Here is a 24,811-nt window from a genome sequence, read left to right as displayed (position 1 = left end):
ATCTTTGTAATAAGCCTGTCATAACTACAAAACGGTTCACCGTTAAATCTATAGGATATTGCGCTGTGAAAGATGACTATATTTTAATTGTCGATGATGAGCTTCCTATTCGCGAAATGATCCATACTTCTTTGGACATGGCAGGCTTTCAGTGTTTACAGGCAGAAGATGCCAAACAAGCTCATCAAATTATCGTCGACCAACGTCCGGCGCTTATCTTGCTTGATTGGATGTTACCTGGAGGCGTAAGTGGTGTCGATTTATGTCGCCGCTTAAAACGAGATGAAAATCTAGCAGAAATCCCAGTCATTATGTTGACTGCTCGCGGAGAAGAAGACCACAAAGTACAAGGTCTTGACGCAGGTGCAGATGACTACATGACTAAGCCTTTCTCTACACGTGAACTGGTTTCACGTATTAAGGCAGTTCTGCGTCGTGCTAATGCATTAAGTGGTGAAAAAACCATTGATGCCAATGGCTTAATTCTTGATCCTGTAAGCCAACGTGTTAGCTTTGGCAACAGCATTTTAGATATGGGTCCAACTGAATATCGCTTACTTGCATTTTTTATGACCCATCCAGAGCGTGCATATACACGTGCCCAGTTGCTCGATCAGGTGTGGGGCGGTAATGTATATATCGAAGACCGCACTATCGATGTGCACATTCGCCGTTTGCGTAAAGTTTTAGAACCTTTTGGTGTAGACCGATTTGTTCAAACTGTACGTGGAACTGGCTACCGTTTCTCAACACGTGCAGATTTAGCCGCAGGTTAACCAAGATTTATGTATGAACCCTACCCCGTCCCCGAACAGGTACGTGAACAAAAACTTTCCCGCTACAGTAGTTTATGGACGTTTGCCAAACAAGATTTACGGCTCTTATTATTTTTTCTAATTATTGCCGGTTTAGTCGGTTTAGGCCTTGGGTATTTCTGGAGCTGTATTTTTATCGCCTTCGTGGTATTTTTTACACTCCAGTTGCGTTCTTTATATCTGGTCAATGACTGGATTGCGAATAAACCTTATGACGTTCCTCCAAATCTTAATGGGATTTGGGGGGCATTATTATTTAATGTCTATCGTGCTCAGCGCCAAGAACGAATTGTTCAGGCAGAAATGGTCGGTTTAATTGACCGAGCTCAGTCTTCTTTGGTTGCACTTGCTGAAGCCGTTGTTTTAATTGATGACCAACATCAAATCGAGTGGTGGAACCCTGCTGCCGAACGTTTGTTAGGAATCAGCCCTCTCGATCGTGGTCGTAACTTATTAACGATTTTACGTCAGCCGACCTTTATTGAATATTTTAACAATATTGATCAAGCACCCGACGGGATTAAGCTTCACTCAAATTTTGATGATGACCGCTATGTACAGGTTAAGCTGACAAGATTTGGTGGAGAAAGTCGCTTATTGGTGGCTTACGACGTGACTCGTATGCACAACCTTGAGCAAATGCGTAAAGACTTCGTCGATAATATTTCTCATGAACTTCGTACACCATTAACGGTACTGAGTGGTTATATCGAGACATTTACCGATCAGGAAGATATTAGTCCGCGCTGGAAACGTGCGTTTGATCAGATGCAGTCACAAACCAAGCGTATGAATGCTTTGGTGAATGACTTACTGCTGTTATCGAATTTAGAAAATAATAAGAAAATTGCAAAAAATCAGATTATTGAAATGCCGAGTTTAATGAGTCAACTCTTTGATGACGCTCAGGCCTACAATGCCGATTATGGACACACGCTCAATTTACACATTGATAGCCACTGTGACCTAATTGGTTCTGACATGGAAATTGCTAGTGCATTTAGTAACTTAATTACCAATGCCATTAAGTACACGCCCAAAGGTGGAACCATTACCATTGGCTGGCATGATGACGGTGAACATGCGTACTTTAGTGTACAAGACACAGGTATTGGGATTAACCCAAAACATTTGCCACGACTAACTGAACGCTTCTATCGTGTTGACAGTGACCGTAGTCGCCAAACAGGTGGTACAGGTTTAGGTCTTGCGATTGTAAAACACGTGCTGATGCAACACGGCGCGTATTTAGATGTGCAGTCTAAAGAAAACGAAGGATCAACATTTACCGCAGTTTTTCCTAAAGAAAGACTATATAACATGGCTTAAAAAGTATTCATTCCACATAAAGGGTGGATATTAAATAGACGCAGTGAAAAATACTTAGCCATTTTTTATATATAATTTATTATGGACATGATTTTAATTTTTTGTCATTGATAATATCAAATATAACCTATGGTCAGCCTATATAAGTTATTTAATAATTCTTCTTTTTCCTCGTATCTATTTCATAGATTAGAATTTATGAAATAGATATACTAACTGTACTTTTAAAATACAAAACCACCCAATTTATACAATATATATAATTAATATCATTGATAATTTAAAAAATATTTAAAATAAAAAAATATTATTTAATTAATAAATTAACAATTTTAAAAACAACTTTTATTTTAAAAATAATTCAGTATTATTAAATCGCTACAAATAACTTAACCCATAAGAACAGCTAACATAATAATTAAGCGAGGCTTAAATGACTATTAACCCTGTAGAAATAATATCGAATAATGCAGAAATAACTGATTGCTTTATTCTTGGTTTAAAAAGTGGAGAATCATTAAAAGTAAAAGTTCTTCATATTGATAAAGATCAACAGACTATTCTTGTATCAATTCGTGTATTCATAGAAGGTGAATCAATTGGACTAATCTCTTTTGATAAAATTGAGTCACTTGAGCCAATCGAAGAAGAACCTTACATAGAAACTATTGATGATCAATTAAGATGCATACCTATGGGCAAGTATTTAATGGTTTGGGGACATTTTGGTGGTTCAATAAATCAACGTTGCGAGCAAGGAGAACTTAAAAGTATTGATTGGAAGCACCGTACAATACTGTTACGCAGCAGAGTTTATGAAGGCCGAGAAGATACAGTGTACATTGATAAAATTGATTATATAGATGAGTCACGAGAAGGCTCAGGAGCACGAGGCCCAGCTGTAGCCCCAGACTGGTATAAAGGTGCTGATGGAAAATGGCGCAAAAATGGGCGTGAATATGAAGGCTGATTTTAACGCAGTTTTCCCTAAAGAAAGACTGTATAACCTGACCTAAAGTCACCTCTTCAAATATAAAAAGCCGGCTCATGAAAGTCGGCTTTTTTAGCATTTAAACCAATTTACTTAGAAGTCGAGCAATACGATTTGCTCTGGTTTTTCTCTATTACGTTTAAAAAGTTAGTGGCAAAAGTATTACTTTGACGCAGTGCATCGCGGTGATCTCCGCCATCAATCGTTTGATATATAGTTGGTTTTTTTAATTTACATAGCTGCTGATAATAAGCAGATGTGCCTCTCGGGTCGACTAAATGATCTTTAGAACCTTGAACAATCATTAATGGCACGGTAGGTACCATATTTTCAATGGACTGTTGTTTTAGATAAGCCAAAAGAGGTTTTAAATCAGCATCAGATCGAAATATGCTAGAAGGAGATTTCTTCAAATCAGATTGAAGTTCAGATAAACAACGACTGCGCGCTTGAGTCAGCACAGTGTTCATTTCAGGACTTACCAGCTTTTCAGGAACGATGCTTGGATCTGCTGCTTGCGCACCCAATAACACAATCGGGAAAAATGCTGCCACACTTGGTTCTGGGTTTGGATTACTCTGCACATATTCTGTGATGCCTTCATATTGATAGCCGCCTGGCGCAAGAGCGATTGCCCCTTTTAAATCCAGTTCAGGTGCATCTTTTTGACCATAGGCAGACACTGCAATTGCCGCAGCCCCACCTTGACTGTGCCCCATTACCAACCATTGTTTATTAAAACTCTTAGGTTTAAGCAAATGTAATGCTCGCACTGCATCGACCACTGTATGCAGTTGGCTCTTTGCATTCATATAAGGATGCCCACCTGGTGTACCTAAGCCCTGATAATCAGGTGCAACAACTGCATAGCCACGTGCAAGCCAACCATCTAAAGCTTTAGAAGCAACTTCTTGATATGAATGAACGGGTCCGCCAACATAATCACCCGAAGGTGCACAAGTATCGGCAACTCCAGTCGTGCCATGCGCCCAAGCCAGTATCGGCCAACCATTTTTTGGCGGAGTGCCTTTCGGTAATAAAATAAAAGCCGATGCCACAATGGGCTCATCCTGAATACCTCGACTACGATAATTGATCAACAAACGCTGATCAGCATGAGGAAATAAATCCGTCACATCTTGCCGTTCTAAAGACAGTATTGAACCCGGTTTGTCGCTCACAATTTGCTTACCCAAATCGGTAATGGGAGCAGCCATAGCAGAACCAGACACCAAACAAGCGCTGCTAAATAAAATTTTTAAAAAAGAATTACTTTTTTTAATCAAGGGATTACTCCTCTATTATTTACAATATATCTATTCAAATAATCAATTTATAAAATATAAATTACCATAAAAACTTCTATAGTTATATTTACTTCAAAAGAATTTACATTTATACAGTCACTTAAAATCTAATTAAAATATATTTTAAAGAAATGTATTATAAATATCGTTGCAAAAATTAATCCCATTTAAATAATAAAAAATATATGCTGATATTTTCTTAATTACTATAGCGATTAAAATGTCAAAACAATATAAATTTATACCGTACCTGATTTGTCTTATTCTCGGTTCTCTACCTATCCATAGCTTTGCAGACGTACAAGTGTATGGTCCTGGTGGGCCAGCACCCGCCATGAAAGAAGCAGCCAAACAATTCACCAATAAAACGGGCATAGCAGTCCATGTAACGTCTGGGCCTACTTCTCAATGGTCTGACAAAGCGAAACTTGATGCCGATGTTATCTATAGTGGTTCCGAAGCCATGATGTCTGATTTTGAAAATGCTTTTTCTGAGCAAATTATAAAAGACTCGGTGGAACCTTTATATTTACGCCCCGCAGCCATTTTAGTACGCAAAGGAAATCCTAAAAATATTAAAGGATTTAAAGACCTAGCTAAATCTGGCGTTAAAGTTTTAGTTACTCATGGTGCAGGTCAGGTCGGTATGTGGGAGGATATCGCTGGTAGAACTGGCAATATTCAATTAACCAAATCTGTTCGAAAAAATATTGCCACCTATGCAGCTAACACAGGAATTGCCAAGAAAAACTGGGAAGAAAATAGTAACTATGATGCTTGGTTAGTTTTTAATATTTGGGGAATTAGTAACCCAGATGTTGGGCAAATTATACCTATTGAACCAGAGCTAGTTGTCTATCGCGACACAGGTGTTGCCTTGACTAAACATAGTTTAAAAGATGCTGAAGCTAAACATTTTGTAGAGTTCTTATCGTCTCAACAAGGTAATACTATTTTCAAAAAATATGGTTGGACTAAATAATTAAAAAGGGAGCGTAGCTCCCTTTTATTTTTTTAAATTATTCACTCTAGTTCACTTAAAATATATTCATTTCAAATTAAATATACTCCAACAGCATATAAACTTCCCAATATGAGACAAAAGGCTGAACTGATATACCAAAATAAATCACTATTACCGACAAATTTTGACTTTAACCATGGAAAAGCCAGACCCCGGATAAGAAAAACCGCTGCAACAAGCGACAAAATAAGTTTAGTAAATGGTAATACCTGTATTCCCTTTGCTGCAAAGAAAGCATAAGTAGCACATACCGTTAGAATTAACCCCACAGCTATAGCTGTAAAATTAGGATACCAATGCCCTCTTTCGACCATCTGAACAATACTTTTCCCAGCCCCTAAAAACCGAAAACCATTTGCCCCCCAGAACACACAAACAAAATGAAGTAATGCGGCACAGAATGTTAATAATGCAGCAATATAAAGTAGAGCGTTCGGAAGTGAGTGCATTAGATTTTATACTAATAAATATGTGTGATATTTATTATACTCAATTATAAAATATATAAAACTTATTAATAGTTGAAATGAATTTAACTTGGTATTTAATATTTTAAATACCAAGCTCGGGTCATCCCAATTATTTACTCTCAAACTCTTTAAAATCAGCTTTTCTGATTTTTGCATGAATCCCTTTGGTTTTATCTACAACTTGTGAAACTTCAAAATCAGTTGCGGCACTTAAATACGCATAAGCCGTTGCTTCATCAATACCGTATTCTTGATTTAAGAAACGAATGGCTTCACGTGTAGATTTCTTCATCGCTTCATCTAGATCTTCATCAAGACCCGGTGTAATCCAAAACTCAGCATTTTCAGCTAAAGGTTGTTTTAGCTCTTTGCCCGGTATTTTATCTTTACCTGCTTTGAGTAAAGTAAATTTTAGTGTCGCACGTGCTGACGCTTCGAGTGCAGTCAATGCTACTTCACCATCCCCTTGCGCGAAATGGCTATCACCCGTATAGAATAAGGCACCTTTGACCTGAACAGGATAATAGGCTGTTGAACCTGCACCTAGTTCATTAATATCAATATTTCCCCCATACATTGCAGGCGGTACAGAGTGAACCGGCTCAGAAGTATTGGCTGCTACCCCCATAATGCCCATAAAAGGATAAAGCGGGAAACGTATTGATTTACCCGATTCTGTTTTTAATACACCTTCGTACTCACCTTTAGCATTTTTTTCAATTGGTGTGAAAATTGAGACATTTCCATAGCGTTCAGGATGCTCAGCCGATGCATTTTCTTGCTTTGCTTTTTTAGGAAATTCCCCGACTAAAGCACCTTTACCATGTCGATTTGAAATAACACCGTAAGGTACACGCGGCTCAACTTTAAGTACCTCAACTTTCAAAATATCACCGGGCTGCGCGCCTTCAATTGCAACAGGACCTGTCACAATATGTGGCCCATCTTTATGAAAATCATGCTTTAAATTTGACTGCGTAATTGTTTTTGCATCTTCCAAGATTTCATTAGATTTGACACCTTTCGATTGAAAGAACTTTTCAGCATTACGCCCTTGGTCTTCAAGCAAACCTTCATGAGAAACCGTATCAAATGTCACAACACTACCCGACGGAACGGTAAGGACGGGTTTGGCATCACGATTCGGTAAATAACCCCATGTAATGGTATTTAAAGTAGATGGAACGTAATAATTACCTTTATATTCGCCACTTTGAAGTTGAGTAGGCTGTTTTGAAATTTGATTTAAAACTTTAAAATCATTGGCATGAGTTAGTGAAATACAAAGTACAGATAAAACTGAAGCTGTCAGACGTTTAACTTTTAACATGATTTCAGAACCTAAAAAATATGAAAATTACAGTAAGGTCCTCAATAGTTAGCAAGCATTGTGCCAAGGCTAAAGGCTGTGTAATATCTAAAAAGTACTTCATATTTATAAAATTAAATAATTTTTTTAGATTTAATAACTTATCTTCAAATAAAATTAAAATTACGACTTAAGTCTAACTTAAATATTTCTTTCTATTTTTATTTATTAATTTTCAATCATATTAATATTTTTGCTCTCTTCAGACACATATTTATAGACTAGCTTCTATAACGTCCTATTTCAGATCACTTAATAACAATTATATTTCCATATAATATAAATACAAACATAGTTATATATTTTACGTTTATATAATTTAAATAAAAAATAAACCCTGAATAATTAAAGTCAGGGTTTATTTATCTTATAGGGGTTATATCGTTTATTAAACTGTATGTCCCATGCGCTCGCCCATTACAACCACAGACTCAGCTTTAAAACGTTGTTCCCATTCGATCTTATCTTTTTCAAATAAAATAACTGCGGTAGAACCTAAATAAAAACGTCCAAGCTCAGCACCTTTCTCTAGCTTTAACTGATGATGCTGTAATTCAATACGACCTGAAGGTTTCACTTTACCTGTCGCCACAGTTTCAATACCAGCAACAATCATTGCACCCACTAACACAACAGCCATACGGCCAAGTTCAGTATCAAACAAACACACCATGCGTTCATTACGGGCAAATAGTCCCGGTACATTTTCAGCAGTCACCTGATTTACCGAAAATAGCTCACCCGGTACATACAAAGTTTCAGTTAATGTACCTGCAAACGGCATATGTACACGGTGGTAATCGCGTGGAGATAGATAGACTGTCGCGAACTCACCTTCTTGGAATGGCTGAGCAAGTTGTGGGTCGCCAATGAGTTTCTCTACAGAAAAGCTTTGGCCTTTTGCTTGAAATACTTCACCCGCAGTAATTTTACCAATCTGAGAAATAGCACCATCAGCAGGTGACACAATGCTATCTGCATTTTCGTCAACGAGACGCACGCCATCTTTTAAAGCACGGGTAAAAAAGTCATTAAAAGATTTATATTTCAGTGCATTGCCTTGTTCAGCAATCGATAAATCAATCCCATATTTGGTTTTAAATGCATGAATAACAGCAGTTTTCACAACTGGATTTTCACTCGCAGCAACTTTACCTACCACACGGCTCAATTGATGCTGTGGTACAAGGTTTTGTGCCTTAATAAATAATTCTTTTTTTAATCGAGATGTGAAACTCACGACGGTGATTCTCCAGTAATAATAGGACTATCGAGGCGATTGCCCCATTCACTCCACGCACCATCATAGGCTTTTGCTTCCCAGCCCAAGAGCCTAGCCAAAATATAGGCCAAACCGGAACGGTGATGTGACTGGCAGTACACAACTACAGGTTGCTGTAAATCGAACCCAAGTTGTTCAAGGCGCTGCCGCGTGCGTTCAAGCGGGTGCAATTTTAGATGATTTTGACGATTAAGTGCAGTACTCCATTCAAAATGGAGTGCATTTGGAATGTGACCGCCGCGTCGCGCTGCTAGACGGATCCCACTATATTCATCACTCGTCCGGCAATCCCACAATTGAACATTTTCTTGTTCTACTTGTTTGCGTAATTCTTCGTAATTCACTCGGAACTGAGCGGCATGCGATAAATCAATCTGAATTAAGTCTGCAACAGGAGAAACTTCTTCGACTTCTGCTGTAGTTGGTAACCCTGCTCCTAACCATGCATGGATACCGCCATTAATTAAACTGGTACGTGTGAATCCTAAGCAATGCAAATTCCAGATTAAACGTCCAGCCCATGCTCCGCCTTCATCGTCATAGACCACAACATGATGATTAGGTGAAATATTCAATTTCTCAATCAGTGCTTGTAAACCTGCTTCATCTGGCAAAATGCCAGTGGCTTCTTCGTGTTGAGACACTAACCATTTTGGTTGTAAGTGAATGGCATGCGGAATATGAAGTTGCTCATAAACAGAAGCACGGCTCAAATCTACAATGCGAATATATTCATTGCCTAAATAAGGCACTAATTCTTCTGCTTCTATTAATAAATCGAGTTTAAAATTCGGGAGTGTCATCGTCATGGTTTCTTTTTATACCAGCTTAATTTCATATTAGCATAAGCTTATATCTAACAAACTCTGATTTTCTGCAACTCTTTAGCAGAAAATCAGATATCAGCATTCTTACTTTTAAAAATACAAAATAGCGAGACTATTTATTACTTAAACCACTTCTTCAAGTTCTTCAATTTCAAAAACCTGACGTAAATAAGCCAAGAAAGTATCGTTATCAGTCATGGTTTTACCGGGACTATCAGAAATTTTCGCAACTGACTGACCATTACATTCGACTAGTTTCAACACAATATTGAGCGGCTTTTGGCCCATGTCATTGGTCAAATTAGTTCCAATACCAAAACTCACCTGAAAACGATCTTTAAAGTATTGATGTAATTCCCATGCTTTTGGCAAATTAAGACCATCACTAAAGGTGAGCATTTTGGTTTTAGTATCAATTTTTAATTTACGATAATGCGCATAGGCCTTATCACCCCACTCGTAAGGGTCACCACTGTCATGACGTAAGCCATCAAAGAGTTTCGCAAAATACAAGTCAAAATCTCGAAGGAACGCATCCATACCAACAACGTCAGTCAAAGCAATTCCTAAATCGCCACGATACTCCTGTACCCACGTCTCTAAAGCAGCTTTTTGAAAGTCACGCAGACGTACATCAAGTGCCTGAAAAGCTTGTAGGAATTCATGAGCCATGGTTCCAATCGGTGTAATGTTTAACTCTTTTGCAAGCAGGACATTACTTGTACCACGGAACACATTTGGTACTGTTTTATGAAAGGCTGCCACCACATGTTTTTGCCATACGAAACTATAACGGCGACGTGTACCAAAATCAGAAACTAAGAATGGCGGATCATTCGGTTTTTGTGTTTTTTCATATTCCTGAATCAATTCAAGCTTAGCCTTTAAACGGCGCTCGCCTTCAGCCCATACTTCATCAGTTTTGATACGACTAAAATAAAGTTCATTTACAATTGCCAATACAAAAATTTCAAACATCATGGCTTGGACCATCGGACCTTCAATATGAATATCCAAACGACCTTCCGCATCGATGCTAGCCCGAATAAAGCGTCGCTTCAGTTGAAACAGTTCTAAGTAATCGACAAAGTCACTTTTTATAAAGCGTAATTTACGTAAATATTGAAGCTCGTCTTCTTTATATTTAAGACTACACAAATAGTCGAGTTGCTCGTTTAAATCATCCAAAATATCTACTAGTGGATAGACAGTATCTTCTAAATTTCTACAGCGGAAATGGTAGACACTATGGGTTTGCGGAAATTTATGCAAAACCACTTGTAACATCGTAAATTTGTACAAGTCTGTATCTAGTAAAGAATGGATAATTGGAGACATAGTCAATGATTATTCGCTTGCTTCTTAGCATTAAAGCATATTTTTATAAATCAATTGCGAGCTTTTAGACCATTGTTGCAATTCCATGAAATTTCCTTTTAAAAATCATTTAATTTAAATTCTGCTAAACTAAACCAATTCAATTAATTGCAGAAATTTGCTTTAACTATGCGCGCTTTAATACAACGAGTTCTTGAAGCCAAAGTGGTGGTTGACGGTGAGACTACAGGTGAAATCCAACACGGACTACTGGTTTTTTTAGGCATTGGCCGTGATGACACTTTAGCAATTGGCCAGAAGCTTATTGATAAGATTTTGAAATATCGCATCTTTGATGACGAACAAGGCAAAATGGGTTGGAATGTCTCTCAAGCAAATGGTGGAATCCTGCTTGTTTCACAATTTACTCTAATGGCCCAAACGCAAAAAGGTTTACGTCCAGATTTTGGTCCAGCCATGCCTCCAGCAGATGCCAAAGCGTTATATGAACAGCTGGTTGAATATACCCATTCACAATTTGAAAAAGTTCAAACCGGCATTTTTGCAGCCGATATGAAGGTTCATCTCATTAATGATGGTCCAGTTACGTTTAACTTGGAAGTCGAAGCGTAGATATAAAAAAACTCCCATTTGGGAGTTTTTTTATATCTGGCGATTAACGACCAGTTTTCTCTTTAATAAAAGCACGTGCTTGACGTACTTTCTCTTTAACTGGTTTTGGCAACTTAGGTGGAATGAGTCTAGCCACTTGGTTAAACCAAACGAGTAGACTGAAGTCTCCTTCCATCTTAATACTGCCATTTTGCATGCCTGTCATAAATGCAGTTGGGTCACCTTTAATCAAAGTTTTTACACCCTGTTCGCTATCTGCAAACTGCAAGATAAAGTCAGCTTTTTCAGGTGCACCTGCAACAGTATCGATCTGTCCATTATTAATAATGATCTGACGTGCAACACCTAAGTCCGTACCGATCTGAATACGGAATGCGCGGTCATGAATCAATTCAATAAACTTAGGGCTAGTACGTGCCAATTGCTTCATACGCAGCACTAAACCTGCTACCAATAAATCTAACGGGTCTGTACTGACATCAACGAGAGGTAACTTGACTACAGGTATAGAAGAAAGTTTCATGAACATTCACGCCTATTGTATTTTTATGAAAACTTTAGAGCAAAACTCAGCAAGGACATACCATTGCTTGTGTTTCGTGCATCAACTGATAATTTTTAGCTGGCAACGCAATCTAGATGAAACGTCAACAGACGCATCTATCGTAGCATAACTGGCTATTTTTTAATAAATGCTTTGTATAATAAAAATCACGTTTCGTAAATAAAAAAGGCATGCTGTGCATACCTCTTTACCGTTAGATAACAATTTAATTATCGGCTAGAACATTGCTGCTGATCATCTTCATATACTGGCGTGTGTTCTATATATTGGCGATTTGCCAAAGCCTTTTGTGCCTGTTTATCCTCACGTAACAAAACAAATGTAACCATTACCATCGCTAGACTTAGTGCAGTTAAATAACTATATGTGACTGGCATTTCAAAAGTGACTTGAACTCCAAAACGGACCACTTCTAATAGCCCCCAAAAGAACATCCCTGCAAGCATAAAACCAAGCCAACGACGGTAAGGAGAAAAGAAAACAGCAACAAGCGCGACAGCGATCAAGCTGAATCCGGCGATAGCGGCAAAATTCGCTGTTACCATAGAAACCTCCGTCTTAATGAAAACGTCTAAAAAGATTCGGTCTTAAAAACCCGACCTCATTCCAAAAACAACTTTAATTCATAATTTGTGTTGAAGCTTAGGATGCATTATGGATGTTTTTTTTTAGAAAAAAAGACCCGTTTTTTCTTAATGCGACATACTCTGTCGCAACATTCTTTTGTCATTACATTTTTGTAAAATTCAAAAAGTTCGATTCCCTATATGGCATCAATTCTGGCGTGTCATTACAAAAAAATATGCTGTTTTTAAGGACCAAAATAAGTTTTTTTCAGATTTTTTTATTGCCTTTTTTCTGTGCATGATTTGAGCATAACATGCTTGTTTTTATGACGATTCTGCATAAAAAAAGCGCTACTCTGAAGTAGCGCTTAAAGCTTAGTCTTATGGATTAAGCACGGTTTAAATCTTTGTCATGCATACCAAGTAAATATAGAACCCCATCTAAGCCCACACTTGAAATCGCCTGATTTGCATTTTGACGAACTAAAGGTTTAGCACGATAAGCAACACCTAGGCCCGCAATCGCAAGCATAGGTAGATCGTTTGCACCATCTCCTACCGCCATGGCTTGCTCTAAAGAAATGCCCATTTTATTCGCAAGTTCGCGTAATAGCTCAGCTTTACGTGCGCCATCAACAATCGCACCTTTAACCTCACCTGTTACAAAGCCATCTTGCACATCTAAAATGTTGGCATGAACTTCGTCAATACCAAGTTTGCCTTGTAGATATTCAGCAAAATATTGGAATCCACCCGATAAAATTGCTGTTTTATAGCCAAGCGCCTTCAATGTTGAAATGAGGCGTTCTGCACCTTCAGTAATGGTTAAGCGCTCTGCAATTTTAGGTAAAACAGCAGCATCTAACCCTTTTAATAATGCAACACGAGCACGGAAGCTTTGCTGGAAATCAAGTTCGCCTTGCATCGCTCTTTCAGTGATTTCAGCAACTTGTGCGCCTACCCCTGCTTCAATCGCCAACTCATCAATAACTTCTTGTTCAATTAATGTTGAGTCCATATCAAAGCAAACTAAACGACGGTTACGTCGATAAGCGTTGTCTTCTTGAACAGCAACATCAATGTTTAATTCGCTTGAAAGACGTAAACATGCTGCACGCATGGCTTGTGCATCTAAAGTTGGACCACTACTTAAACCAAACTGTACACATGCACGACGTGGAAATGCGCTATCCTTTTCAAAGTCGACACGGCCTGATAATCGGGTAACAGTTTCAATGTTAAAGCCTTGGCTAGACACAATTTGTGTAACTGCTTGTAAGTGGGCAGCAGTGAGTTCAGGTGCCAAAGCCGTGACGATATAACGAGTACGACCGCCTTCACTTACCCATTGATCGTATTCTGCGCCTGTGATTGGTTTAAAGCGCACTGTTAAGCCAATATCATGTGCTAAAATCAGAATTTCTTTCATTGCCAATGCGGTCGCAGTTTCATTATCTGACGCGACTACAATGCCCAATGTGAGTTGATTATGAATAACAGCCTGACCTACATCCAGTATTTGCAATGAATGTACGGATAGTACTTGCATTAATCGGGTAAACTGGTTTGGTTGGTCTGGTCCTAAAAAGGATATAAGAATGATTTCTCGCATGAATTGACTCTAGTCTGAGTGACAACTATTGTAAGAATCATAATCGAATTTCAATATAATTGCCTTGGAAGTTTAACTTGATTGCGCCTAGACAAGGGCTATTTGCTAGCCTACTGATCGTTAGTTTTGCATTGCATACCTTTTTATTGGTGATTGCAACGACACACCAGCTCAATGAAAACCGTGCGAGTCAAGGTCAGCTCATGACCAGTCAGCTCGTTGCAGACAGCTTATCCGAGCTAGAACCGGCAAATACGGTTTCTTTAGCTCTGATTGCCAATCGCTATGCGACCAATCCAAGCGTTGCGTCTATTCGCATTCTTGATGCCAATAAACAAGTGTTGGCAACGAGCGGAATTTCGAAAACTCGCCAAGGTGAGATTTTTGCTCGCGATGCGCTGCAAAATGAAAAGAAAGTGGGTTCTATCGAGATTACGCTTATTCAGCCAAGTATTGGGGAAATTCTCCGCACTCAATGGCTGGCAATCTTAGCTTCTCTGTTTTTGCATGTTTTATTATGGCTTGCCTATCGCGCGATTGCTCGTCCGACCCGTAGCGAATATTTGGCACGCATTAATGAAGAGAACCGCTTAAAACATGAAATTCAGCAGTTAACTCAGGCATTGGCTTTAGAAAAACAAAATACAGTAACGTTGGTTGCTCAAGCCCAACAACAAGCGAAAGGTAAACCAGCGGCTCGTCCACAACCAGAGAAAACTACAGATTCAGCTGACCAAGATATGTTGGCACTCAATATTCAGTTTTATGACCCTAAACAGTTATTAAGCAGTGTCAACCAATCGGTATCTGTTCCGTACTTTAAACTCTGTCAGCTCTTTTTAAACAAGAGTATTGAGTTATGCGTTAAGCATTACCAGTTAAAGTTAGCGGACATTGAAGTCGTAAATGAATTTAATGCAGATGGCGCTACACTTGCGATTTCAACCTCGCATACTCACGCTGTAGAGTGTCTGCTTATGGTTGGAACCGTATTCCAGTTGCTCTCTGACGTTTTATATAAACGTTATCGCGAAGACAAACGCTTTGCGCTTCAAACTCGTAGTGCAACGTGTAATGCTGTAGAAGCGATGCAAATTGATGCGAAAGAAGCTGCTCAACGTTTAGCACAGCATCTTCATGCGAAAGAATCTGCTTTATATCTTGAGAATGATCAACTCAAAGCAATTCAAGACAGCTATCAACTTGTTGCAATGCCGAATCCAAGCAATGTCATGACTCGTCATGCATTTATGATCAATGGTATGAATGCAGAGTGTGCTGAACTTGCTCAAAATATTCGCACTGAGATTTTGATGGGAAAAAAATCAATCCCACAAAATGATAGTCCAAGCAGTGCAGCTTCATAAAAAATAACTGCGCATATCAGAACCTAGCCTTTTGGCTAGGTTTTTTTTATTTAAATTCATTGTTTTTATTTTAAATTATTCCATTTTCTTATGATTTATTTGTATAAATAAAGCTGGATCTATTCTATCTCGTTGCAAAGTTGGATAAATCAGAATCATAGGCAAAATTCTCTAAACAGCGTAAACTATGCAAAATTTATTAAATAGAAATTGTCTAACGACAAAAAAAGGTGAAAGCGAATGCCGCTGAGTCGTGTTGAAGATCTTGTCGCCGATATTCGTGCAGGCAAAATGGTTATCTTGATGGATGACGAAGATCGCGAAAATGAAGGTGATCTTGTCATTGCAGCAACGCATGTTCGTCCTGAAGATATTAACTTCATGATTACCCATGCACGTGGTCTAGTTTGCCTAACGTTAAGCCGTGAGCGCTGTAAGCAGTTAAACCTTCCGTTGATGGTTGACCAAAACGGTGCTCAGCATAGTACAAACTTTACCTTATCAATCGAAGCCGCTGAAGGTATTACAACTGGTATTTCAGCAGCAGAGCGTGCACATACAATTCAAGCTGCTGTCGCAGCGCATGCAAAGCCAAGTGATATTGTACAACCGGGCCATATTTTCCCGTTAATGGCACAGCCAGGCGGTGTTCTACATCGTGCAGGTCATACCGAAGCGGGCTGTGATTTAACACGCTTAGCAGGTCTTGAACCAGCTTCTGTTATTTGTGAAATCATCAATGAAGATGGCACAATGGCGCGCCGTGCAGATTTAGAAATTTTTGCCGAGAAGCATGGCTTAAAAATTGGTACAATTGCGGACTTGATTCACTACCGCATGACCAATGAGCAAACGGTTGAACGTCTGGATCAAAAAACGATTCAAACAGAATATGGTTCATTTGAACTCTATCGTTATCGTGAGATTGGTAACCCGGACATCCATTTGGCTTTAGTCAAAGGCGAGCCAAAAGAAGGTGTTACAACAGTACGTGTACATGGTTTCAGTCCAATTCGCGATTTACTTAAGCTCAATAAAGCTGATGGTGAACCTGCGTGGAATCTAGACCGTGCACTACAGACAATTGCAGCGAGTGATCGCGGTGTTTTAGTCTGGATCGGGCAAGATCATTTGCAAGACTTGGGACCAGCGTTGGATGATTTAAATAAACCAAAACCGGTGAAATCCAATGCAGCACTTTCACATCAATATCAAACCATTGGTGTAGGCGCTCAAATTTTGCGTGACTTAGGTGTTGAAAAAATGAAGCTTCTTAGCTCACCATTACGTTTCAATGCTTTATCTGGCTTTAATTTAGAAGTAGTGGAATATGTCACTGCTGATCAAATCACAACGAAATAATCGAGGTTGCTATGGCAATTCGCCGTATTGAAGGTTTATTACATCTCGCAAGCGAAGGTCGTTATGCGATTTTAGTGGGTCGTTTCAACAGTTTTGTTGTTGAACACTTATTGGATGGTGCAATCGACACATTAAAACGTCATGGTGTAAATGAAGATAACATTACTGTTATTCATGCTCCTGGCGCATGGGAACTCCCGATTGTTGCTAAAAAATTAGCTACATCAAATCAATTTGATGCAATCATCGCACTTGGCGCAGTTATTCGTGGTAGCACACCACACTTTGACTTCGTTGCTGGTGAATGTGCAAAAGGTTTAGGTGTAGTCGCGTTAGAAAGCAGCTTGCCTGTCATCAATGGTGTATTAACTACTGATAGCATCGAGCAAGCCATCGAACGTTCAGGTACAAAAGCAGGAAACAAAGGTAGCGAAGCTGCTTTAACTGCAATTGAAATGGTTAATTTATTAAAGGCAATTTAAAGCATGTCTCAAACACTGCAAGCCGCTTATGCAGCAAAACGCAAAGCACGTCGTTTTGCTGTACAAGGTATTTATGAGTGGCAAATGAGTCACAATCCTGTACATGAAATTGAAGCACGTACTCGTGCTGAAAATGCTATGCACAAGGTAGACTTAAATTACTATCACGAACTACTAACGCAAGTGATTGCACTGCGCGATGATCTTGATGCATTACTCATTCCGGTACTTGACCGTGAACTTAGTGCACTTGATGGTGTAGAGCTCGCAACCTTACGTTTAGGTGCTTACGAGTTACGTGATCATTTAGAAGTACCTTATCGTGTAGTTCTTGATGAAGCCATTGAACTCGCCAAACACTTTGGTGGAGCAGATAGCCATAAATACATTAATGGCGTTTTAGATCGTTTAAGTTCAACACTACGTAGTGCTGAAAAACAACAAGCAAACTAATAGGTTTGAAGTTGATATGGCTGAGTTTTCTATTATTGACCAATACTTTAACAGACAATCTTACACAGATGTCACCTTAGGTATTGGAGATGACTCAGCCTTAATCACCCCTCCCCAAAATCAACAATTGGTGATCTGTGCAGATACGCTAGTTGCTGGTCGTCACTTTCCTCTTGATACCTCTCCCCATGCAATTGGCTGGAAAAGTGTGGCTGTAAATCTTTCAGATATTGCTGCCATGGGTGCTAAACCCCATAGTATTTTACTTGCGTTAAGTCTCCCTACCATTGACCATGAATGGCTCGAAGGATTCAGTCAGGGCATCTATGACTGCTGTAATCAATTTGGTGTTGCTCTCATTGGTGGAGATACGACCCAAGGTCCACATCTGACCATTACCGTGACGGCGATGGGTTGGATTGAAGCTGGACAAGCTGTGTTACGTTCAGGCGCAAAAGTCGGTGACTATGTTTGTGTGAGCGGTCAAGTTGGAGATGCAGCTTATGGTTTACAACACCTAGGCCATCCATTACAAAAAAGACTAGACTACCCCACACCACGTTGTCAGCTTGGACAACAGTTAAAGGGCCTTGCTTCTAGCATGATTGATATTTCTGATGGATTAGCCCAAGATTTAGGTCATATTTTAAAAGCGTCAAAAGTCGGTGCTCGGTTATTTTTAGAAAAGTTACCGATTGATTCAACGCTAGAGAAACTACCAGAACAGCAGCGTTGGCAATATGCGCTAGCTGGTGGTGATGACTACGAATTATGTTTTACAATAACACCGCAAAATTATGAAAAACTTTTGCAAAAACAACTAGACATTAAGTTTACAATGATCGGACAGATCGTTGAGCAAACACAACTAACTTTTGAGCATTTGGGTTCGGATTACCCATTGCAAATTCATGGATACCAACACTTTGCATAAGCCGCCGATTCATTTTAAAGACATGTCTTGGTTCAACCGCTGCATCGTTTTCTGTGGAGTTGGTTTCGGATCTGGTCTCGCACCTAAAGCCCCTGGTACTTTTGGCTCTGCTTTTGCCCTACTCTTCGTTCCGATCTGGTTATCGCTTGGATTTAACTTAAGCTTAATCGCGATAATTATCATGTCCTTGGTCGGGATTTATATCTGTGGTCAAACTGCGAAAGTCATAAATGTACACGATGATGGTCGAATTGTGTGGGATGAATTTGCAGGGCAATCTATTACCTTTCTTCCTCTCATTTACTTACAACAAATGAACTGGATGTGGGTGATCGTCGGCTTCATATTATTTCGAATTTTCGATGTTTGGAAACCTTGGCCTATCCGTGTTATTGATCGTCAAGTGCATGGTGGTTTTGGTATTATGCTTGACGATATTATTGCCGGTGTATGGGCTGCTCTTTGTACACTAATTATTATCCATTTGACTTAATCATTAGAGTTATTCATGTCAACTACCGTCATTATTCTTGCTGCTGGTAAAGGAACGCGTATGCGTTCTCAGCTTCCTAAAGTATTACAACCTTTAGCGGGTCGCCCACTATTAGGGCATGTCATTGAAACAGCAAAACAATTACAAGCTAAAAATATTATTACGATTTATGGTCATGGTGGTGACCGCGTACAACAAACATTTGCCCAAGAAAATGTTCAATGGGTTGAGCAAGCTGAACAACTTGGTACAGGTCATGCAGTACAAATGACCTTACCTGTACTTCCTAAAGAAGGTGTTTCACTGATTTTATCAGGCGATGTGCCATGTATTAATGCAAATACGCTACAAAAATTATTAGACGCATCGACCCAAACAGGAATTGGCTTAGTTACGCTCACTGTAGATGATGCAACAGGCTATGGTCGTATTGTGCGTCAAGATGGCAAAATTCAAGCCATTGTTGAACATAAAGATGCAAACGAAGCACAACGCCAAATTAAAGAATTCAATACGGGCATTTACTGTGTTAGCAACGCAAAACTTCATGAGTGGTTGCCGAAACTTTCAAATGAAAATGCACAGGGTGAATATTACCTAACTGACATCGTTGCAATGGCAATTGCAGATGGCTTAGAAGTTGCCTCTGTTGAACCAGAGCTTGCTTTTGAAGTTGAAGGTGTTAATGACCGCTTACAACTTGCAGCTTTAGAACGCCAGTTCCAGCAAGAGCAAGTTAAAAAGCTCATGCAGCAAGGTGTAATGTTCTTTGACCCTGCACGCTTTGATTTACGTGGTTCTGTAAAAGTTGGACAAGACGTTCGTATTGATATCAATGTTATTATTGAAGGTGAATGTGAGCTTGGTGATTTTGTAGAAATCGGCGCTGGCTGTATTTTAAAGAACACCAAAATTGCAGCAGGCACTAAAGTTCAGGCCTATAGCGTTTTTGATGGCGCAGTTGTAGGTGAAAATGCTCAAATTGGACCATTTGCACGCTTACGCCCAGGGGCTAAATTGGCAAATGAAGTACATATTGGCAACTTTGTTGAAGTTAAAAACACATCGATTGGACTAGGTAGTAAAGCTAACCATTTCACATACTTAGGTGATGCAGAAATCGGTGCTGAATCAAATATTGGGGCAGGTACTATTACTTGTAATTACGACGGTGCAAATAAACACAAAACCACTATTGGCGATGCCGTTTTTATCGGTTCTAATAGCTCGCTGGTTGCTCCGGTGACCATTGGGAATGGCGCAACAGTTGGTGCGGGTTCTGTGATTACGAAAGATGTAGCCGAACAAAGTCTCTCCTTTGAACGTGCGCAACAAATTTCAAAAGCAAATTATCAACGTCCCCAAAAGGTTAAAAAATAAGAGGATTGAAGTATGTGTGGTATCGTCGGAGGCGTTGCAGAGCGTTGTGTAACCGAGATTTTAATTGAAGGTTTAAAACGTCTTGAATACCGCGGTTATGATTCTGCGGGTGTTGCTTTACTGAATAACCAACAAATTTTACGTGAGCGTCGTGTAGGTAAAGTTATTAATCTTGCCGATGCAGTTGCTGAACACCAGCTTACAGGGGCTATCGGGATTGCGCATACCCGTTGGGCAACACACGGTAAACCAACTGAAAACAATGCTCACCCACATATGTCGGGTAAGGTTGCTGTTGTACATAACGGTATCATTGAAAACTACCAAGAATTAAAAGACGACCTTCAAGCTTTAGGTTATGTTTTTACTTCTCAAACAGATACTGAAGTTGTTGCACACTTAGTTGCTGAAGCACTAAAAAGCACAGATAGCCTTTTAGATGCTGTTGAAACTGTTGTACCTCAGCTTAAAGGTGCTTACGCGCTCGGTATTATCCACAGCGATTATCCAGATGAACTCATTACTGTACGTGAAGGTTCACCTTTAGTCATTGGTGTAGGTATTGGTGAAAACTTTATTAGTTCAGACCAACTTGCACTTTTACCAGTGACTAACCGCTTTATGTACCTAGAAGAAGGTGATATTGCACGTCTTACTCGCACTTCAATTGAAGTATTCGCAAATGGCGAACGCGTTGAACGCCCAGTGCGAGAGCTTGATGCAACCGTAAGCAGTGCATCAAAAGGTGAATACAAGCACTACATGCTCAAAGAAATTTATGAGCAACCAGAAGCAATCAAGCAAACGATTTCTCAAGCACTTGATGGCAATAGCTTACGTGATGATTTCTTGAAAAATGCTGATGCAGATTTCAACAAAATTCAAAGCGTACAAATCATTGCTTGTGGTACAAGTTACCACTCAGGAATGATTGCGAAATATTGGTTTGAACAACTGATTGGCGTGCCTTGCCAAGTTGAAATCGCGAGTGAATTCCGCTATCGCACCCCTGTAATTGTTGAAAATACACTTTATATTTGTATTTCACAGTCAGGTGAAACTGCTGATACTTTAGCGGCACTACGTGAAACTCAAAAACGTGCGAAAGCAAACAATATCGATATTCAGACTTTGACTATCTGTAACGTTGCTACGTCTTCAATGGTTCGTGAAACTGATCATCACTTATTGACGCTTGCTGGTCCTGAGATTGGCGTTGCTTCAACTAAAGCGTTCACGACTCAGCTTGCTGCGCTTATGTTGTTAATCTTGAAAATTGGTCAAGTGAAACAACGTATTAGCCCTGCTCTGCTTGAAGAAATTACGCGTGAGCTATGGCACAGCCCGAAAGTTATTCTTGATACGCTTAAACATGATCCAGAAATTTTGCGTTTGTCTGAATTATTCGTTGAAAAAAATCACTGCTTATTCTTAGGCCGTGGCACGAATTATCCAATCGCATTGGAAGGCGCATTAAAACTTAAAGAAATTTCATATATTCATGCAGAAGGCTATGCAGCTGGTGAGTTAAAACACGGCCCATTGGCACTTGTTGATAATGAAATGCCGATCGTCATTCTTGCTCCAAATGATGAAATGCTTGATAAGCTAAAATCAAATATGGAAGAAGTTCAGGCACGTGGTGGTGAATTATTTGTTTTCGCTGATGAAAATAGCGGAATCAATGAAAAAGACCGTCAACACGTTGTACATATTCCAGCAGTAAACGAATGGTTAGCTCCAATCGTTTATAGCGTACCAGTTCAGTTGTTGTCTTATCACGTTGCTGTATTACGTGGTACGGACGTTGACCAGCCACGTAACTTGGCTAAGTCAGTAACTGTAGAGTAATAAATTAACAGACACTCGATGCATGTGTGTTTGGATAATATAGTTTTAAGCTGAACATTAAGGTTCTAAACTAGACATTAAAGTTGTAAACCAGAAAAACCCAGCCATGCTGATTAAAAAGCAGGCTGGGTTTTTCTTTGAATAGAACTCTGAGATTCTGCACACAAGAAAGAATTAGTAAAAATAAAAGATGGTTGTGGACAAGGTATGGGAAAAGATTAGCAACCATGGCTGACTATTCAAGATGTGTCTTCTCAAGAAGTCTCTCATCGTAATCTCAATTAGGGGCTATCCTCATTTAATAAAATAGCTAAAAATATTCCAATAACGAAGCTGAAGCTAATTCTTGTTGATCACCCAAACCAATGAAGTAATTCAGCAATAAAGGCTTTAATACTTTTTGAATATTATTAGGTGGCACTAAATATCTGGCACTCTCTAGCAAAACGAAGCCATGTACAATTGTCCACCACTGATTAGCGATCAGAAAGGCTGAATCCCTATGAAAACGCTTCTGCTCAATTGCTAACTGCACTGTTTCAGCAATCTTCTCCAGTGTGTATAGTCCCTCCTCCAAAGCAGATTTTTCCATAACTCTAAGATCACCTAAAGGGATGCTACCAAACATCACAGCGTATAAATGGCTATGTTCACGTGCAAATTGGATATAAGCATAGGTAAGACCCACTAAATACGATACTGAATCAAGTGATTGAGGAATAGCATCAAATGCGTGATCAAGCTGTTTAAAACCAAAAACAATCATTTCTTTTACAAGATTCTCAAGCGATCCAAAATGTGTATAAACACTCATCGTTGATGTACCTGTTTCAGCAACAATTTTTCTTGTGGTTAAAGCTTTTACACCATCTTCTGCAAGCACTCGTGCAGCTGCATTTATCAGTCGTTGACGCATGGATTCGTCATTATGTTTAGTCATTAATTCACAGCCTATTTCAAATTAATAACAAGTGTTATAACATGTGTTATTAAAAAATACTCAGATAGGATTTTGCCATGAAAGTGCTGCAAAATAAATGTGGTAATGGGCTAGCTTTTGCAATATTAACAATTTTTGTGCTGGTCTATGCACCAATGTCATTTGAATACTTTTTTAAATATTTTAATGATAATTCTCCTCAACTCTGGAATCATTTTTTTAAGTTCTTCGTAGGCGAAAAACACGCTTTAGGCTATGGATCAGTAGATTTCTCTCAACATACCGCTTATGTCAGTTCCAGAGTATCTATGCTCATCCATACAATGGGTGGTGGGATCGTTATCCTAATCTCCTGTTTACAATTCTATCGAACATTTCGTTTACGGCACCCTAAAGTTCACCGTGTATTGGGCTATATACAAGTCTTTTTGGTAACAGCTACAATGTTTGGTGCGATAAGCTATTTAATTAAGACAGGCCCAACTAATACCTATAATGGCTTGGCTTTTTATTTACAGTTATGGCTACTTGCAATCGGCACATTACTTTCTTCGTATCTTGCTATTTTCGCTATTATTAAGAAACAGGTCTTAATCCATCAAACATTGATGATCTTTAATTTTTCATTATTGTTATCTGCACCAGTTCTGCGTTTAGAATGGCTTTTTATTGGACAAATTCCAAATATTACTCAAGAGACTTCAAACCTATTTAGCGCTCTTATTTATGGTTATCTGGCTGTGCCTTGTGCGATATTAATTTCCAGACATATTGATTTTAGATACAAATTTTTAAATCCAACAGTAAGATCTAATAGCAATTTAGCTAAGATCATTGGTAAGTTTAGTCTCTTAACGAGTATTTTAATCATCGCACTTTATTATCGTGAGCAAAATGGCTTTGATGCTTTTTTTATTGTGACTATAGTTTTATCTTTACTTACGTATCTTATTTTTAATATATTAAGGCTTAAAGCAAAGAAAATAGATAATGAAATTGCATGGTTAGAATGGGAAATTCATTGTCTATCTTTCAAAGTCATACCATTGATTGCTCTTCCAAGTTGGTTATTATTATCAAATCTTATATCAAGTGAAGTTGCCTTTCATGCAGTAAGCCTGACTATTCCAGCACTTTGTTTCGCCTTAGGTTATTTCACTATGATTTGGAGTAGACGAGTTTTCATTATAAAAAATTCTGAGTAGATCATTCATCTTTTATACCGACCAAGTTGATAAAATCTCATGTGATTTACTATCTAAAAAAACCACTCAGTTTTAAAATAGTTTAGTTTTTTTAAATTTTTTTCTCTCTCTTTACAAAATAAGTAAATTTCTGATTGAGTTAGAGCATCATGTATTATTAGGATTGCAAAGGAATTTCTTAAATAAATGGTGTAAACGATAATTAAAGACGCCATGTATATTTCCTGAAATACGACT

At 38.8% G+C, this 24,811-nt stretch carries 24 protein-coding genes; 14 read left to right on the top strand and 10 right to left on the bottom strand.

Translation table 11 applies throughout. The features are described from left to right. Positions 1 to 65: 65 nt before the first annotated feature. From phoB to I7H67_RS06090, 3 genes are all read left to right on the top strand, one after another. Positions 66 to 776, top strand: coding sequence for a phosphate regulon transcriptional regulator PhoB (phoB, locus tag I7H67_RS06100; RefSeq protein ID WP_000650776.1), 711 nt, complete (start codon positions 66 to 68; stop codon positions 774 to 776). A gap of 9 nt (positions 777 to 785) precedes the next feature. Further along, positions 786 to 2,144, top strand: a complete 1,359-nt coding sequence (phoR, locus tag I7H67_RS06095) for a phosphate regulon sensor histidine kinase PhoR (protein WP_151767084.1) — start codon at positions 786 to 788, stop codon at positions 2,142 to 2,144. A gap of 433 nt (positions 2,145 to 2,577) precedes the next feature. Beyond that, on the top strand, positions 2,578 to 3,114 hold the full coding sequence (locus I7H67_RS06090; RefSeq protein WP_151822344.1) for a hypothetical protein: 537 nt from the start codon (positions 2,578 to 2,580) through the stop codon (positions 3,112 to 3,114). Between the two features lie 110 nt (positions 3,115 to 3,224). On the opposite strand, the gene I7H67_RS06085 is transcribed toward I7H67_RS06090, so the two are convergent. Beyond that, on the bottom strand, positions 3,225 to 4,421 hold the full coding sequence (locus tag I7H67_RS06085) for an alpha/beta fold hydrolase (protein WP_198307369.1): 1,197 nt from the start codon (positions 4,419 to 4,421) through the stop codon (positions 3,225 to 3,227). A gap of 241 nt (positions 4,422 to 4,662) precedes the next feature. Here I7H67_RS06085 and I7H67_RS06080 point away from each other — a divergent pair, with 241 nt between their 5' ends. After that, positions 4,663 to 5,424 carry an AcfC family putative adhesin gene (locus I7H67_RS06080; RefSeq protein ID WP_198307368.1) on the top strand — a complete coding sequence of 254 codons (762 nt, stop codon included), beginning with the start codon at positions 4,663 to 4,665 and terminating at the stop codon, positions 5,422 to 5,424. A 71-nt stretch (positions 5,425 to 5,495) separates the two neighbouring features. Here the strand turns inward: I7H67_RS06080 and I7H67_RS06075 are convergent, their stop codons facing one another. The 5 genes from I7H67_RS06075 to pncB all read right to left on the bottom strand — a co-directional run bounded on the left by I7H67_RS06075 (position 5,496) and on the right by pncB (position 10,752). Further along, entirely contained in the window at positions 5,496 to 5,915 is a 420-nt protein-coding gene (locus I7H67_RS06075) for a hypothetical protein (protein WP_049837554.1), read from the bottom strand. Between the two features lie 130 nt (positions 5,916 to 6,045). Then, entirely contained in the window at positions 6,046 to 7,266 is a 1,221-nt protein-coding gene (locus I7H67_RS06070) for an acetamidase/formamidase family protein (protein ID WP_198307367.1), read from the bottom strand. A 427-nt stretch (positions 7,267 to 7,693) separates the two neighbouring features. Further along, positions 7,694 to 8,545, bottom strand: a complete 852-nt coding sequence (gene asd / locus I7H67_RS06065; protein ID WP_004790127.1) for an archaetidylserine decarboxylase — start codon at positions 8,543 to 8,545, stop codon at positions 7,694 to 7,696. Continuing rightward, a complete protein-coding gene (locus I7H67_RS06060; protein ID WP_192454662.1) occupies positions 8,542 to 9,390 on the bottom strand; it encodes a sulfurtransferase in 849 nt (282 codons plus the stop codon). The genes asd and I7H67_RS06060 overlap by 4 nt, the downstream gene beginning before the upstream one ends. 147 nt (positions 9,391 to 9,537) lie before the next feature. Then, the gene (pncB, locus tag I7H67_RS06055; protein WP_005300500.1) at positions 9,538 to 10,752 is read right to left on the bottom strand and encodes a nicotinate phosphoribosyltransferase; all 1,215 of its coding nucleotides are present in this window, start codon (positions 10,750 to 10,752) and stop codon (positions 9,538 to 9,540) included. 168 nt (positions 10,753 to 10,920) lie between these two features. Between pncB and dtd the strand changes: the two genes are divergently transcribed. Further along, positions 10,921 to 11,364, top strand: a complete 444-nt coding sequence (dtd, locus tag I7H67_RS06050; RefSeq protein ID WP_009391425.1) for a D-aminoacyl-tRNA deacylase — start codon at positions 10,921 to 10,923, stop codon at positions 11,362 to 11,364. A gap of 43 nt (positions 11,365 to 11,407) precedes the next feature. On the opposite strand, the gene I7H67_RS06045 is transcribed toward dtd, so the two are convergent. The 3 genes from I7H67_RS06045 to serB form a co-directional block, all read right to left on the bottom strand. Next, positions 11,408 to 11,887: a hypothetical protein gene (locus I7H67_RS06045; protein ID WP_013196563.1), complete on the bottom strand. Its 480-nt coding sequence runs from the start codon at positions 11,885 to 11,887 to the stop codon at positions 11,408 to 11,410. Between the two features lie 251 nt (positions 11,888 to 12,138). Then, complete coding sequence (gene aciT, locus I7H67_RS06040) at positions 12,139 to 12,474, bottom strand: ciprofloxacin tolerance protein AciT (RefSeq protein WP_004704819.1); 336 nt, start codon at positions 12,472 to 12,474, stop codon at positions 12,139 to 12,141. Between the two features lie 409 nt (positions 12,475 to 12,883). After that, positions 12,884 to 14,107: a phosphoserine phosphatase SerB gene (serB, locus tag I7H67_RS06035; RefSeq protein WP_017391083.1), complete on the bottom strand. Its 1,224-nt coding sequence runs from the start codon at positions 14,105 to 14,107 to the stop codon at positions 12,884 to 12,886. Positions 14,108 to 14,166: 59 nt separating this feature from the next. On the opposite strand from serB, the gene I7H67_RS06030 reads away from it, so the two are divergent. The 8 genes from I7H67_RS06030 (at position 14,167) to glmS (ending at position 22,429) form a co-directional block, all read left to right on the top strand. Then, a complete protein-coding gene (locus I7H67_RS06030) occupies positions 14,167 to 15,474 on the top strand; it encodes a hypothetical protein (RefSeq protein WP_198307366.1) in 1,308 nt (435 codons plus the stop codon). Positions 15,475 to 15,714: 240 nt separating this feature from the next. Further along, positions 15,715 to 16,836: a bifunctional 3,4-dihydroxy-2-butanone-4-phosphate synthase/GTP cyclohydrolase II gene (gene ribBA, locus I7H67_RS06025; RefSeq protein ID WP_003654193.1), complete on the top strand. Its 1,122-nt coding sequence runs from the start codon at positions 15,715 to 15,717 to the stop codon at positions 16,834 to 16,836. Positions 16,837 to 16,847: 11 nt separating this feature from the next. Beyond that, on the top strand, positions 16,848 to 17,318 hold the full coding sequence (gene ribE, locus I7H67_RS06020; protein ID WP_002119264.1) for a 6,7-dimethyl-8-ribityllumazine synthase: 471 nt from the start codon (positions 16,848 to 16,850) through the stop codon (positions 17,316 to 17,318). 3 nt (positions 17,319 to 17,321) lie between these two features. After that, positions 17,322 to 17,771, top strand: a complete 450-nt coding sequence (gene nusB / locus I7H67_RS06015; RefSeq protein WP_004790142.1) for a transcription antitermination factor NusB — start codon at positions 17,322 to 17,324, stop codon at positions 17,769 to 17,771. A gap of 16 nt (positions 17,772 to 17,787) precedes the next feature. Next, entirely contained in the window at positions 17,788 to 18,705 is a 918-nt protein-coding gene (thiL, locus tag I7H67_RS06010; RefSeq protein ID WP_198307365.1) for a thiamine-phosphate kinase, read from the top strand. Continuing rightward, on the top strand, positions 18,683 to 19,198 hold the full coding sequence (locus I7H67_RS06005; protein WP_013196559.1) for a phosphatidylglycerophosphatase A: 516 nt from the start codon (positions 18,683 to 18,685) through the stop codon (positions 19,196 to 19,198). The genes thiL and I7H67_RS06005 overlap by 23 nt, the downstream gene beginning before the upstream one ends. Positions 19,199 to 19,213: 15 nt before the next feature. Further along, positions 19,214 to 20,578 carry a bifunctional UDP-N-acetylglucosamine diphosphorylase/glucosamine-1-phosphate N-acetyltransferase GlmU gene (gene glmU, locus I7H67_RS06000; RefSeq protein WP_068564620.1) on the top strand — a complete coding sequence of 455 codons (1,365 nt, stop codon included), beginning with the start codon at positions 19,214 to 19,216 and terminating at the stop codon, positions 20,576 to 20,578. 12 nt (positions 20,579 to 20,590) lie between these two features. Further along, the gene (glmS, locus tag I7H67_RS05995; protein ID WP_017386164.1) at positions 20,591 to 22,429 is read left to right on the top strand and encodes a glutamine--fructose-6-phosphate transaminase (isomerizing); all 1,839 of its coding nucleotides are present in this window, start codon (positions 20,591 to 20,593) and stop codon (positions 22,427 to 22,429) included. Between the two features lie 310 nt (positions 22,430 to 22,739). Here the strand turns inward: glmS and I7H67_RS05990 are convergent, their stop codons facing one another. After that, entirely contained in the window at positions 22,740 to 23,369 is a 630-nt protein-coding gene (locus I7H67_RS05990) for a TetR/AcrR family transcriptional regulator (protein WP_198307364.1), read from the bottom strand. Between the two features lie 77 nt (positions 23,370 to 23,446). On the opposite strand from I7H67_RS05990, the gene I7H67_RS05985 reads away from it, so the two are divergent. Then, positions 23,447 to 24,574 carry a DUF2306 domain-containing protein gene (locus I7H67_RS05985; protein WP_198307363.1) on the top strand — a complete coding sequence of 376 codons (1,128 nt, stop codon included), beginning with the start codon at positions 23,447 to 23,449 and terminating at the stop codon, positions 24,572 to 24,574. Positions 24,575 to 24,811 lie beyond the last annotated feature (237 nt).

Origin of the sequence: Acinetobacter sp. ACIN00229, assembly GCF_016106645.1 — a bacterium.
Taxonomy (GTDB): domain Bacteria; phylum Pseudomonadota; class Gammaproteobacteria; order Pseudomonadales; family Moraxellaceae; genus Acinetobacter; species Acinetobacter oleivorans.
The sequence above is the reverse complement of the archived record's forward strand: the minus strand, read 5'-3'. Positions and strand labels throughout refer to the sequence as shown.